Here is a 13379-nt window from a genome sequence, read left to right as displayed (position 1 = left end):
CCTCAACTCGGTTACCCGTCGCCGGGCTCGATCCTCGCGCGGCGGTGATTGTATCGACCCCCCCGCGACGGTCCCGCTCTCGGCGTCCGGGTTTCCGCCGACCCGGCACCCGGACTCGGGTTACGTTGGTGATGTGAGCGTATGGGGTGAAATCGTCGTCGGCCTGGCGATTCTGGTCGGCCTGGTCGGCATCGTGGTGCCGATTCTGCCCGGGGTGATCCTGATCTTCGCGGCGGTCGCGGTGTGGGCTTTCCTCACCGGCGGCACCATGGCCTGGGTGGTGCTGGCCATCAGCACGTTGCTGCTGGTGATCTCGGGGGTGGTGAAGTACACCTGGCCCGGCCGGAATCTGAAGGAGGCCGGGATTCCGAACCGGACTCTGCTGCTGGGTGGGCTCGCCGGAATCGTCGGTTTCTTCGTGATCCCGGTGGTCGGCCTGTTCGTGGGTTTCGTGGTGGGGGTGTATCTGTCGGAAATGGCCCGGATGCCCGACAACCGGCAGGCGTGGGCGTCGAGCAAACATGCGATCAAGGGGGTGGGTCTGTCGATCCTGGTGGAACTTTTGGGCGCACTGCTCGCGAGTGGCGTCTGGGTGATCGGGGCGATTGCCGCCTGAGAAGTTCTCAGCTTCGGCCGGGCGGGCGACCCGACTTCGGATCGAGAATGGGCAGGGGCCGGGTGGTGCCGTCGGAGGCGGGACGGCGGGCGGCCTCCCGGAGCGAGGGGGCGAACAGCGGAAGTGTCGGCGTCGGATCCTCGAGGGTGCGATCGATCGGCGGCAGACCGTAGAACGCGCGGGCGTTGTCCTCGAGAACGGCATGCATATCGGTGCCGACCACATCGGCGATCAACTCCACATCGGCTTCCCGGAACGGGCGGCCGGCGCGGGTGCCGGGCAGATCGCTGCCGAACATGAGCGCTTCGGGGTTCACTGCGTGGATGCGGCGCAGCGCCGTCGCGACGTCCATATCGACCCGCCCGAAACCGGTCGCCTTCACCCGGGCACCCCGATCGACCAGGTCGAGCAGGTACGACAGCCCTTCCTCGGACATCCCGAGGTGATCGACGGACACCTTGGGCAGTTTCAGGATCACCGGCTGCAGCGAGGCCAGCATCTGGCCGTCGACGTAGATTTCCACATGCCAGCCCACGAGTTCGTGTGCCCGCAGCGCCTGGCGGGTCATTCCGGCGATATCGGTGGCGGCGCGTTTGAGGTTGAACCGCACCGCCCGCACCCCGGCCTCGTGCAGATCGAGGATTTCCGCATCGGAGGCGTCCAGGTCGAGCCGGGTGACCCCGACCCAGCCCGGCCCGAGTTCGGCCAGCGCGGCCCGCAGGTAGCTCTGGTCGTCGGCCTGGAAGGAGGCGCTGACCACCGCGCCGCCGGCGACCTCGAACCGCGACATCCGGCGCCGGTAATCGGCGATGGTGTACGGCTCCGGTAGGTAGCCCTCGTTCTCGATCAGCGGAAAACGCGGATCGATGATGTGCACATGGGCATCGAACACGGATACAGAATGCCTGATACGTCGGGGTGATGCCCGCTCCGGGAAACCTCCTGGAGCGGGCCGGAAAGTTACACCTTGTGGGGCTCGCTGGCGCGCAGCATATCTTCGCGTTCGACGACCTTGACCCGTTCCCGGCCCTCGGGCTCGCCCAGCGAACGCTCGTGCGCGTCCAAGCGGTACCAGCCCGCCCAGGTGGTGAACGGAATACCGCGGCCTTCCAGGAACTCGGTCACTGCCTCGGGCTGCGGGTTCTCGGCGACACCGAAGTTCTTGCTGTCGTCCAGCAGGCAGGCCACCGTCTCGTTGGCGTCGCCCTTGGTGTGGCCGATGAGCCCGACCGGGCCGCGTTTGATCCAACCGGTCACATAGGTGCCCGGCATGTACCGCGCGGAGCCGTCGGCGTCCTCGTCGACGAGCACACGGCCGGCCTCGTTCGGGATGACCCCGGCCTGATCGTCGAAGGGCAGTTCCGAGATATTCTGCGACAGGTAGCCGACGGCCCGGTAGACCGCCTGGACATCCCAGTCGCGGAAGTCTCCGGTGCCCTTGACGTTGCCGGTGCCGTCGAGCTGGGTGCGTTCGGTCCGCAGGCCGACGACCTTGCCGTCCTCACCGATGATCTCCGAAGGAGATTCGAAGAAGTGCAGGAACAGTTTGTGCGGGCGGTCGCCCTGATCCCGGATCGCCCACTGCTCGAGGGTGTTGGCGACCATATCGACCTGCTTTGAATGCCGGCGCGCGGCCTCCGAACCCTCGTCGTAGTCGATGTCCTCCGGATCGACGATCACCTCGATCGTCGGCGAATGATCCAGTTCGCGCAGTTCCAGCGGCGTGAACTTGGCCTGCGCGGGACCGCGGCGCCCGAAGACGTGCACCTCGACGGCCTTGTTCTCCTTCAGGCCGGCGTAGACGTTCGGCGGGATCTCGGTCGGCAGCAGTTCGTCGCCGGTCTTGGCCAGCACCCGCGCCACATCCAGCGCCACATTGCCGACGCCCAGCACCGCGACCTTCTCCGCGTCCAGCGGCCAGCTACGCGGCACATCGGGATGCCCGTCGTACCAGGACACGAAATCGGCGGCACCGTAGGAGCCGTCCAGGTCGATACCCGGGATAGGCAATGCCCGGTCGGCGTTGGCGCCGGTGGAGAAGATCACCGCATCGTAGAAACGCCGCAGATCCGACAGCGTGATATCGGTGCCGTAGTCGATATTGCCGAGCAGGCGCACCTGCTCCTTGTCCAGCACCTTGTGCAGCGCCGTGATGATGCCCTTGATCCGGGGGTGATCGGGCGCGACACCATAGCGGATCAGGCCGAACGGGGCAGGCATCCGCTCGAACAGGTCGATCGAGACGTCGGCGTCCGATTTCATCAACGCGTCAGCGGCGTAGATACCCGCCGGACCAGCCCCCACGATCGCGATCCGAAGCGGGCGGTTCGCTTCCTTCTGCTCGGTCATCTGTTTCGCGCACCCTTATCGGTCGAAAGAATCACTGGCGTTGCACTTAGCTTAGGCTAAGTTGACGCGTGGTTTGTATGCGCCGTCATCGCGCCGTGCCGGTCGGCCGGCACTACGTCTTCCCACGTCCCCGCGGCGACTGCTGTGCTGTCCACCCGCGGTCATTCCCGATTCTATCGGGGTGTGGGCACACACCGCTGCCGGGACCAGGGATGATCATCGGTATGAGCGATTCCGGACCCGCTGACGAACCGGCGGCCACCGACCCGGATACCACCCCGCCACGGCGCACGATCACGCCGTTCGTCGTGGCCGCGGCGATCGCGGCCGTGATCCTGGGCGGCATCCTGCTCACCGGCCTGCTGGCACCCGCTGAGAAAAATGTCACAGATTCCGACCGGATCGCGGGAGCGGTCCGCGAGTTCGCCGATGTGAGCAACCGCTACGGCCCGGAACCGCCACGCGAAGCGGTATGCCCCGGTTTCGTTCCGGCGCGTTCACCCTTGGCCGGGCGGCTGCAACCCGGCGAGACCGGAAAAGATATCGAGATCACGAAATTCGGGCCGGTGCAGATCAACGGCGAGACCGCGACCATCGAAGTGACCAGCCGAGTCGAGGACGAGGAAGCGACCTCCACCTGGTGGTTGTTCCGGACCGACGGCGACTGGAAGGTGTGCAACCAGCCGGTCGAATGAGGTCGCGCCGGACGTCAACCGGGGTTTGACAGGCCGGGCAGGATCCGGGCAATCTTTTGCACTGGGTCATGAGCACCAGCGCCAAGCCCCGGCTCGCTGGTCGGCAACCCTCCTCCGCGGTGGGGTGCTCCGGGTGACGACCTGGCGCGCATCGAACGGATGCGGCAAGTGCGGATTCGCAGGAGGTACCACGTTGAGTTACGCAGGCGATATCGGTCCACAGCAGGCCTGGGAACTGCTGGCCGAGAACCCGGACGCCGTCCTGGTGGACGTGCGCACCGAAGCCGAATGGAAATTCGTCGGAGTTCCCGACACCAGCTCCGTCGCCAAACCGACGCTGCTGATCGAATGGGTCGATTCCACCGGCGCCCGCAACACCGGGTTCCTGGACCAGCTGCGTACGGCGCTGGGCGATCGCCCCACCGATGCCCCGGTGCTGTTCCTGTGTCGGTCGGGCCAGCGCTCGGCACATGCCGCCGATATCGCGACCGCGGCCGGTATCGCGCCCTCCTACAACATCTCCGACGGCTTCGAAGGCCCGCTGGACGAATTCGGGCATCGCGGGGGCGCCGGCTGGCGAGCCCTCGGACTACCCTGGCGGCAGTCGTGATCAGCGGCGGCGCGTTCGAACGCGTCCTGCCCGACGGCGTCGGTCCGGCCACCCTCGGCGTCCGCGGAGGTCTGAACAGGTCCGGTTTCGAAGAGACCTCCGAGGCGCTGTACCTGAATTCGGGGTTCGTCTACGCCAGCGCCGAGGCCGCCGAAGCCGCGTTCACCGGTGAAAACCCGCATTACGTGTACTCCCGCTACGGAAACCCGACCGTGTCCACCTTCCAGGAACGGATGCGGCTGCTCGACGGCGCCGAAGCATGTTTCGCCACCGCCAGCGGTATGGCGGCGGTCTTCGTCGCGCTCGGCGCCCTGCTGCGCGCCGGCGACCGGCTGGTGGCCGCGCGCAGCCTGTTCGGATCGTGTTTCGTGGTGTGCAACGAGATCCTGCCGCGCTGGGGTGTGGAAACGGTTTTCGTCGACGGTGAGGACCTCGACCAGTGGGAGGCGGCCCTGTCCGAACCCACCGCCGCGGTGTTCTTCGAAACCCCCGCGAACCCGATGCAGACCTTGGTCGACGTGCGCAAAGTCTGCGAACTCGCGCACGCCGCGGGCGCGAAAGTGGTACTGGACAACGTTTTCGCCACCCCGCTGCTGCAGCGCGGGTTCGAACTGGGCGCCGATGTGATCGTGTATTCCGGCACCAAACACATCGACGGTCAGGGCCGGGTACTGGGCGGCGCGATCCTCGGCTCCCAGGAGTACATCGAAGGCCCGGTCAAAACCCTGATGCGGCATACCGGCCCCGCGCTGAGCCCGTTCAACGCCTGGACGCTGCTCAAAGGTCTGGAAACCATGCCGCTGCGAGTCCGGCAGTCGACCGAATCGGCCCTGCGGATCGCGCGATACCTCGACGAACATCCGTCCGTGAGCTGGGTGCGCTACCCGTTCCTGGAAACCCACCCGCAGTACGAGCTGGCCACCGCTCAGATGAGCGGCGGCGGCACCGTGGTGACCTTCGAACTGAAGGCCGCCGCGGACGCGGCGAAGAAGCGGGCCTTCGAGGTGCTGAACGGGTTGCGGATCATCGATATCTCCAACAATCTCGGCGACGCGAAATCGCTGATCACCCATCCGGCGACCACCACCCATCGGGCGATGGGCCCGGAAGGCCGGGCGGGTATCGGACTGTCGGACGGGGTCGTGCGGCTCTCGGTGGGGCTCGAGGATATCGAGGACCTCCTCGGCGACCTGGACCACGCGCTGCGCTGAGCTGTGTTTATTTTGCGGCGCCTGCGGCGCCGCGGGTTTCGGCCCCCTAGGTCCCTGCTGTCAGCACTCGATGCTCGCGGCTGCGCCGCATCGCATCGAGCACTGACAGCAGGGACGGGCCGAAACCTTTCAGGGCCTCGTAAGACTCGGCGGCGGCGCTGGTTGCGTGATGATTCGGCGCGGGGCCTGTTCGAACTCAGTGAACGCGCCAACGGGTGTGGCGGGTCGGCTCGGCTGGACCCTGACCCGGGCGGTGTCCGGTGCGCTGGAAGTGCTGGGTCAGCTCTGGTTCACGGTGGGTTCGGTGAAGGGTGTTCTCACTCGCCCGACCAAGTCGGCCACCGAGTCCAAGACCATGGTGGGGCGGTAGGGGTAGTTCTCGACCGAATGCCGGGTGGAGATGCCGGTGGTGACCAGGATGGTGCGCATACCGGCTTCCATTCCGGAGATGACGTCGGTGTCCATGCGGTCGCCGATCATCACGCTGCTCTGCGAATGAGCGTCGATCCGGCGTAGCGCGGACCGCATCATCAGCGGGTTCGGTTTGCCGATGTAGTACGGGTCGCGGCCGGTGGCGCGGGTGATGAGCGCCGCCACCGATCCCGTGGCGGGCAGAACGCCGTCGCGGGAAGGCCCGGTGGCGTCGGGGTTGGTGGCGATGAAGCGGGCGCCACGTTCGACCAGCCGGATGGCGGTGGTGATCGCCTCGAACGAGTACGTGCGGGTCTCACCGAGCACCACATAGTCCGGGTCGACGTCGGTGAGCACGTAGCCGATCTCGTGCAGTGCGGTGGTGAGGCCCGATTCGCCCACCACGTAGGCGGTGCCGCCGGGCCGCTGCTCGTCCAGGAAACTCGCGGTGGCCAGCGCGGAGGTCCAGATCGACTGCTCCGGGATATCGAGCCCGTTCTGCCGTAGCCGTGCCTGCAGATCGCGCGGGGTGCGGATCGAATTGTTGGTCAGCACCAGGAACGGGATCTGCTCGGCGCGCAGCTCGGCGAGAAATTCGTCGGCGCCGGGCACCAGGTGCTCCTCGCGCACCAGTACCCCGTCCATATCGGTGAGATAGGACAGAATCGGTTCGTCTGTGCTCACCCCGTCGATTCTGCGCTTCGCGGCGGCAGCGGTGGGTATGCCGCGCCCGGAACCCGCGGCACGGGGCCGGTGAGCCGGACCACTGGCGCAGCGGTGCGCGGCGCTGGCTATGGTCGAAACCGGGCCGGAAACGGTGGCGGACACAACGCGACAGGAGTGGCGCATATGGGTGAGCTGAAGCTCGGATACAAGGCGTCGGCGGAACAATTCGGACCGCGGGAACTGGTGGAACTGGCGGTGCTGGCCGAAGAACACGGCCTCGACAGCGCGACGGTGAGCGACCATTTCCAGCCGTGGCGGCACAAGGGCGGGCACGCCCCGTTCTCCCTGGCCTGGATGGCGGCCGCGGGCGAGCGCACCGAGCGGATCATGCTCGGCACCTCGGTGCTCACCCCGACCTTCCGGTACAACCCGGCGGTGATCGCGCAGGCGTTCGCGACGATGGGCTGCCTGTATCCCGGCCGGGTGATGCTGGGCGTGGGCACCGGCGAGGCGCTGAACGAGATCGCCACCGGGTACGCCGGGCAATGGCCGGAATTCAAGGAGCGCTTCGCCCGGCTGCGGGAATCGGTGGACCTGATGCGGGCGCTGTGGACGGGCGCGCGCACCGATTTCGACGGGACCTACTACCGGACGGTCGGCGCTTCCATCTACGACGTGCCCGAAGGCGGGATCCCGGTCTACATCGCGGCCGGCGGCCCGGTGGTGGCCCGGTACGCGGGCCGGGCCGGCGACGGGTTCATCTGCACCTCCGGTAAAGGCATGGATCTCTACACCGAGAAGCTGATGCCGGCGGTGGCCGAAGGCGCGGCGAAGGTGGACCGGGAAGTGAGCACGATCGACCGGATGATCGAAATCAAGATCTCCTACGACACCGACCCCGACCTGGCCCTGGAGAACACCCGGTTCTGGGCGCCGCTGTCGCTGACGGCGGAGCAGAAGCACAGCATCACCGACCCGATCGAAATGGAGGAGGCGGCCGACGCGCTGCCGATCGAGCAGATCGCCAAACGCTGGATCGTCGCCAGCGACCCGGACCAGGCGGTCGAACTGATCAAACCGTATCTGGACGCTGGCCTGAACCACCTGGTCTTCCACGCCCCCGGACACGACCAGCGGCGGTTCCTGGACCTGTTCCAGCGCGACCTGGCCCCGCGCCTGCGCGACTTGGGCTAGACGGCTACTCGGCCGGTTCCTCGCGACCGCTGGTAGCGGACTGCACCTGCGCCGTCTGGCACCGGCCGAGCACTGCACCGGTACGACGACGCTGTCGGTCACCGGCCCTGTACCCGCCCGGGACGGCGTGTCTGCTCGTCAGCCGCTGTCTCCTGCTCGGAAACCGGCGCGGCGTACCGCGTACGGCGCACACCCGTACCGTTCCTTGAAAGCGGCGCCGAAAGCGCTGAGCGACCGGAAACCGCTGGTATAGGCGATATCAGCGATGGTGCGGTCCGCGGGGCTGTGGCGCAGTAGCCGGTACGACACAGCGAGCCGCTCGGTGCGGATCAGTCGGCTGGGCGTTGTGCCGGTACCGTGCAGCGCCAGTTGTATCTGCCGCAGCGACCAGCCCAGGCTGTGGGCGATCGATGCGGGCGTGAGCTCGGGCTCGGTGGCATGCGCGCGGACGTAGTCACGGACCGCGAGATCAACCGTCCCCAAGGTAGTGGAAGCCTTGCCCGTGGGCCGCAGGCACAACCCGAGTAGTTCGACGATCATGCGGCATGCGGCCGCGAACCCGTACCCATCCAGCGCCGCGCGCTGTTCGACGAGTCCACCGACCATCCCCGCGACGACCGGGCCCAAGCCCTGTTCCAGGTCGACGACCACCGGGCCGGCACCGGAGTCGAGAGGTAGTGCACCGGCCGGAATACTCAGTACGCGTGCTCGCGTATCTCGCGGCTGGCGGAAATCCGCCGGGCGTGTTTTCGTCACGATTGCGGCCTGTCCGGGACAAACCCGCACGGCCCGGTCGTCCTGGCGGAGATCGAGCACGCCCGCGGTCGGGACAGCCAACCGTAGGCCGGCGTCGTCGTCGTATCGGATGTCTTTTCGTGTCCGCCTGTACACGATGTCGTCGGAGCACACATCGATCAGCAGATAATCCCTATCGCCCTGCATCGACATACTGCCGCGGAACGTCGGTGCGTCGGCGAACCGGAACTGTAAATTACCCTGGTTACGGCACACGTGTTCAGCCCAGAAGTCGGCCGAGGCAGCCGCCGGGACCGCGGACGTATCGACCTCGCCCACGAAATACGATTCGACCGGCGCCATGAGCAACCTCCACCCGCTGTGTGCCCGGTATCCGCAGCACGAACCGGATCCGGCGCAGACGAGCTTGGACAGTCAGCAGCGAACCTACCAGTGCGGCCACCACGGAATCGGAAAAAGTGCGTGCCCTGCCGGACTCGCGCCAGCTCGGGCGTCGCGGCAACTCGATGCTCCGCTCACCCGCCGCTGTGACTGTGCCGAGCCAGGAAGGCGTCGATCGCAACGTTGACGCGGTCCGGAACCTCCGCCGCTACCAAATGAGCGGCATCGTCGATGACGGTCAGGTTCGCCCCCGGAATGCCCTCGGCCATCGCCTCGAGCTCGGGCAGTGGGAATGTCCGGTCTTCTCGGCCGGCGATCACCAAGGTGGGGCAGGTGATCGATGCGAGCGCGGTGCGCTGATCCGGACGCTCGAGCACCACGGACCGGACGGCTCGGATCAGCGAATCGGGATCATTTCTCTGCGCGATGCGCAGTACCCGGCGAACGACTTCCGGGCGGGATCGTCGCGATGTCGGTCCGAGAAAAGCGCGGACGACAGACCAGGTCAGCGGTGGTTTGATACCGCCGAGCATACGCACCAGAACGAGCAGGGCGCGATATTCCAGCCGCTGCCGCCGAGGGGCAGGCGATGCCGTGCCGTTCATGAAGACAGCCGCGCGGACGCGCTCGGGAAAGCCGGCGCTGAATGTCGCGCCGACCATCGCCCCCCAGGAATTTCCGACGAAGTAAGTCCACGGCAGTTCGAAATAGTCGAGTATGTCGGCGACGCACTGCGCGCATTCACCGAAGGTGAATTGGCGTTCGAGTGGGCTGGACCTGCCGTGGCCAGGAGGATCTATCGCGATAACCGTATGACTTCGCGCGAAGTAGTCGATCTGAACATCCCAGAGACTGGCGTCCATGAGGAGGCTGGGCCACATGAGGATCGGATCGCCCCGGCCGGTGACGGCAACGTGCAATTGCCCCAGTCGCGTGGGGACGAATACATCTTCGGTTTCCATAGGCTGATAATTCTCATGACCGCACCCGTGGCCGTTCGACCGTATTCGCGCAAAAGACAACCGGCAACACGCACGATCTGGCCGGTGACCGCTTGTCGAGCGGTCACCGGGCCGTGCCAGGCCACGGGCACCGGTTTACTGGGGCACACCGTTACGCTCTAGCTCATGGCCGAGGTTGCTGCGTCCAGTGTGTACATCGCATCGCCGGAGGGTGATACCGGGAAATCGACCGTGGCGCTCGGGGTGCTGCAGATGTTGTGCGCGACCACCGCGCGGGTGGGGGTGTTCCGGCCCATCACCCGCTCGGTGACCGAACCCGACTACATCCTCGAACTGCTGCTCGAGCACAGCACCGTCGATATCGACTATCAGCAGGCAGTGGGGGTGAGCTACGAGCAGGTGCACGCCGACCCGGACGCCGCCATCTCCGAGATCGTCATGCGCTACCACGAGGTGGCGGCGGCCTGTGATGCCGTGGTGATCGTCGGCAGCGACTACACGGATGTCGCCAGCCCCAGCGAGCTGCGGTTCAATGCGCGGATCGCGGTGAATCTGGGGGCGCCGGTGCTGCTGGTGGTGCGGGGGGCGCAGCGGTCGCCGGACGAGGTCGAACAGTTGGCGGAGCTGTGCGCGGCGGAATTGGCGAGTGAGCACGCGCAACTGCTCGCGATCATCGCGAACCGGTGCGCGCCCGACGATCTCGAGCCGGTGCGGGAACAGCTCGCGGGATTCGGTGTCCCGCGCTGGAGCCTGCCCGAGGTGCCGCTGCTGATCGCCCCCACCATGGCCGAGCTACGGGATGCGCTGGACGGCGAACTCTACAGCGGCGACCCCGAACTCCTGCACCGTGAGGCGCTGGGTGTGATGGTGGGCGGAATGACCGCCGAACACATTCTGGAACGGCTGTTCGACGGTGCGGTGGTGATCGCGCCGGGCGACCGGTCCGATGTACTGCTCAGTGTGGTGAACGCGCACGAGGCGCAGAGTTTCCCGTCGCTGGCCGGGATCGTCATGAACGGGGGCCTGCTCCCCCACCCCGCGATCGCCCGCCTGATCACCGGGCTGAAACCACGATTACCCATCCTGACCACTGCCTCGGGGACCTACGACACCGCCGGGGTCGCGCATCGCACCCGCGGCCGGATGTCGGCCGACAATCCGCGCAAGGTCGATACCGCGATGGCATTGATGGAAACCCATGTGGACGCGGCGGAGTTCCTGCGCCGGCTCGAGGTTCCGTTGACCAGCGTGGTGACTCCGCAGATGTTCGAGTACCAGCTGATCGAACGCGCCCGCGCCGACCGGAAAACCATCGTGCTCCCCGAGGGCGACGACGACCGGGTGCTGCGCGCGGCCGGACGCGTCCTGCAACGTAAGGTCGCCGACCTGATCATCCTGGGGGACGCGACGGCCGTCCGGGCGCGGGCCGCCGAACTCGGGGTGGATATCGCCGGTGCGCAGGTGCTCGACCCGCGGGCTTCCGAACACCTCGAGGATTTCGCCCGCGAATACACCGAACTGCGTAAACACAAGGGTATGACGCTGGAGCGGGCCCGGGAAACGGTCAGCGATATCTCCTATTTCGGCACGATGATGGTGCATCGCGGGCTCGCCGACGGAATGGTGTCCGGCGCCGCGCACACCACCGCGCACACCATCCGGCCCTCCTTCGAGATAATCAAAACCGTCCCCGGCGTTTCGACCGTGTCGAGTGTATTCCTGATGTGCCTGGCCGACCGGGTGCTCGCCTACGGCGACTGCGCCGTCGTCCCCGATCCGACCTCCGAGCAGCTGGCAGATATCGCGATCTCCTCGGCGGCCACCGCCACCCGTTTCGGTATCGACGCCCGGGTGGCGATGCTGTCCTATTCCACCGGCGAATCCGGGAGCGGCGCGGATGTGGACAAGGTGCGGGTCGCCACCGCGCTGGTCCGGGAACGGGCGCCGGAACTGCTGGTGGAGGGCCCCATTCAGTACGACGCCGCGATCGAGCCCACGGTCGCCGACGCGAAGCTCCCCGGTTCCGAGGTGGCCGGGCGGGCCACGGTTTTCATCTTCCCGGACCTGAACACCGGTAACAACACCTACAAGGCGGTGCAGCGCAGCGCGGGCGCGGTCGCGATCGGGCCGGTGCTGCAAGGGTTGCGCAAACCGGTGAACGACCTGTCCCGGGGTGCGCTGGTCGCCGATATCGTGAATACGGTGGCCATCACCGCCATTCAGGCGCAGCAGCAGTGACGCGCACCGGGGAACAGGAGACGGTGATGGAACCGATTCGCGTACTCGTGGTGAACACGGGTTCGTCCTCGATCAAATACCAGCTGATGGAACCGGGTTCGGGCACGATCATCGCGTCCGGACTGGTCGAGCGGATCGGTGAGGGCGGCGGCGCGATCGAGCACACCGCCGGTGATCGGACACTGACCGAACAACAGGAGATCCCGGATCACACGGCCGGTCTACGGCTGGCGTTCGCGAAGTTCGCCGAAACCGGGCACGACCTCACCACCGCCGGAATCGCCGCCGTCGGCCATCGCGTCGTGCACGGTGGCGAGGTCTTCTACCGGCCCACTCTGATCGACGACGCGGTGCTGAAGACCGTGCGCGAGCTGAGCACGCTGGCGCCGCTGCACAATCCGGCCAATATTCGCGGAATCACGGCCGTCCGCGAACTACTGCCCGATACACCGCAGGTCGCGGTGTTCGATACCGCGTTCTTCCACGGTCTGCCGGCCGCCGCGAAAACGTATGCGATCGACAGCCAGGTCGCCGAAGCGCACGGGATCCGCCGCTACGGTTTCCACGGCACCTCGCACGAATACGTATCCGGCCGCGCCGCCGAATTCCTCGGCCGCCCAGCGGAGACGCTGAACCAGATCGTTTTCCACCTGGGCAACGGCGCCTCGGTATCGGCGCTGCGCGGTGGCCGCCCGGTGGACACCAGCATGGGCCTGACCCCGTTGGAGGGTCTGGTCATGGGTACCCGTCCGGGCGATCTGGATCCCGGGATAATTCTGCACCTCATGCGGACGGCGCAGCTGGACGTCGACGGTATCGACCGGTTGCTGAACCGAGGGTCCGGGCTGCGCGGAATGGCCGGAGTCAACGACTTCCGCGAACTGCGCCGCCGCATCGATTCCGGTGATAGCACCGCCCGCGCGGCCTACGACGTCTACGTACACCGCCTGCGGCACTACCTCGGCGCCTACCTGATCGATCTGGGTGGGGTCGACGCGATCACTTTCACGGCGGGCGTCGGCGAGAACAGCCCCGATGTGCGCGCGGACGCCCTCGCCGGGCTGCACCGGTTCGGGATCGTCGTCGATCCCGAGCTCAACACCGCGAAATCCCGCGAGCCCCGCCGGATCTCACCGACGGAAAGCCCGGTGCAGGTGCTGGTGATCCCGACGAACGAGGAACTCGCCATCGCCCGCGCCGCGGTGGCGGTCACCCAGGACTCCTGAACCACGCCCTGACCAGACAGTGGCAGGCGGCCCCACGAATCACCTCAGATCGCACAGATCCGGC

12 protein-coding genes and 1 riboswitch are annotated in these 13379 nt (G+C 66.8%); of the genes, 7 read left to right on the top strand and 5 right to left on the bottom strand.

Annotation, left to right across the window (positions count from 1 at the left end; genetic code table 11):
- The first annotated feature begins 133 nt into the window (after positions 1-133).
- Complete coding sequence (locus IU448_RS26150) at positions 134-616, top strand: DUF456 domain-containing protein (protein ID WP_195058373.1); 483 nt, start codon at positions 134-136, stop codon at positions 614-616.
- 7 nt (positions 617-623) lie between these two features.
- Here IU448_RS26150 and IU448_RS26145 read toward each other — a convergent pair whose 3' ends face one another.
- Positions 624-1508: an amidohydrolase family protein gene (locus tag IU448_RS26145; protein ID WP_195058372.1), complete on the bottom strand. Its 885-nt coding sequence runs from the start codon at positions 1506-1508 to the stop codon at positions 624-626.
- 68 nt (positions 1509-1576) lie between these two features.
- Positions 1577-2965, bottom strand: coding sequence for an FAD-dependent oxidoreductase (locus IU448_RS26140; RefSeq protein ID WP_195058371.1), 1389 nt, complete (start codon positions 2963-2965; stop codon positions 1577-1579).
- Positions 2966-3189: 224 nt separating this feature from the next.
- On the opposite strand from IU448_RS26140, the gene IU448_RS26135 reads away from it, so the two are divergent.
- The 3 genes from IU448_RS26135 to IU448_RS26125 all read left to right on the top strand — a co-directional run bounded on the left by IU448_RS26135 (position 3190) and on the right by IU448_RS26125 (position 5481).
- Positions 3190-3660, top strand: coding sequence for a hypothetical protein (locus IU448_RS26135; protein WP_195058370.1), 471 nt, complete (start codon positions 3190-3192; stop codon positions 3658-3660).
- A 64-nt stretch (positions 3661-3724) separates the two neighbouring features.
- Positions 3725-3837: riboswitch (SAM riboswitch) on the top strand.
- A gap of 16 nt (positions 3838-3853) precedes the next feature.
- Positions 3854-4270, top strand: coding sequence for a rhodanese-like domain-containing protein (locus IU448_RS26130; RefSeq protein WP_195058369.1), 417 nt, complete (start codon positions 3854-3856; stop codon positions 4268-4270).
- A complete protein-coding gene (locus IU448_RS26125; RefSeq protein WP_195058368.1) occupies positions 4267-5481 on the top strand; it encodes an O-succinylhomoserine sulfhydrylase in 1215 nt (404 codons plus the stop codon). Before IU448_RS26130 ends, IU448_RS26125 begins: the two co-directional genes overlap by 4 nt.
- A 279-nt stretch (positions 5482-5760) precedes the next feature.
- On the opposite strand, the gene IU448_RS26120 is transcribed toward IU448_RS26125, so the two are convergent.
- On the bottom strand, positions 5761-6537 hold the full coding sequence (locus tag IU448_RS26120) for an HAD-IIA family hydrolase (RefSeq protein WP_195058636.1): 777 nt from the start codon (positions 6535-6537) through the stop codon (positions 5761-5763).
- Positions 6538-6741: 204 nt separating this feature from the next.
- Here IU448_RS26120 and fgd point away from each other — a divergent pair, with 204 nt between their 5' ends.
- Positions 6742-7752, top strand: a complete 1011-nt coding sequence (fgd, locus tag IU448_RS26115) for a glucose-6-phosphate dehydrogenase (coenzyme-F420) (protein WP_195058367.1) — start codon at positions 6742-6744, stop codon at positions 7750-7752.
- Positions 7753-7890: 138 nt separating this feature from the next.
- Here the strand turns inward: fgd and IU448_RS26110 are convergent, their stop codons facing one another.
- Together IU448_RS26110 and IU448_RS26105 are read right to left on the bottom strand one after the other, a co-directional pair.
- The gene (locus IU448_RS26110; RefSeq protein ID WP_195058366.1) at positions 7891-8850 is read right to left on the bottom strand and encodes an AraC family transcriptional regulator; all 960 of its coding nucleotides are present in this window, start codon (positions 8848-8850) and stop codon (positions 7891-7893) included.
- A 173-nt stretch (positions 8851-9023) separates the two neighbouring features.
- A complete protein-coding gene (locus IU448_RS26105) occupies positions 9024-9851 on the bottom strand; it encodes an alpha/beta fold hydrolase (protein WP_195058365.1) in 828 nt (275 codons plus the stop codon).
- Positions 9852-10016: 165 nt separating this feature from the next.
- Between IU448_RS26105 and pta the strand changes: the two genes are divergently transcribed.
- Positions 10017-12089: a phosphate acetyltransferase gene (pta, locus tag IU448_RS26100; protein ID WP_195058364.1), complete on the top strand. Its 2073-nt coding sequence runs from the start codon at positions 10017-10019 to the stop codon at positions 12087-12089.
- Between the two features lie 26 nt (positions 12090-12115).
- Positions 12116-13315: an acetate kinase gene (locus IU448_RS26095; RefSeq protein ID WP_195058635.1), complete on the top strand. Its 1200-nt coding sequence runs from the start codon at positions 12116-12118 to the stop codon at positions 13313-13315.
- Positions 13316-13379 lie beyond the last annotated feature (64 nt).

Source organism: Nocardia flavorosea, assembly GCF_015477805.1.
GTDB classification, from domain to species: Bacteria; Actinomycetota; Actinomycetes; order Mycobacteriales; family Mycobacteriaceae; genus Nocardia; species Nocardia flavorosea_A.
The sequence above is the reverse complement of the archived record's forward strand: the minus strand, read 5'-3'. Positions and strand labels throughout refer to the sequence as shown.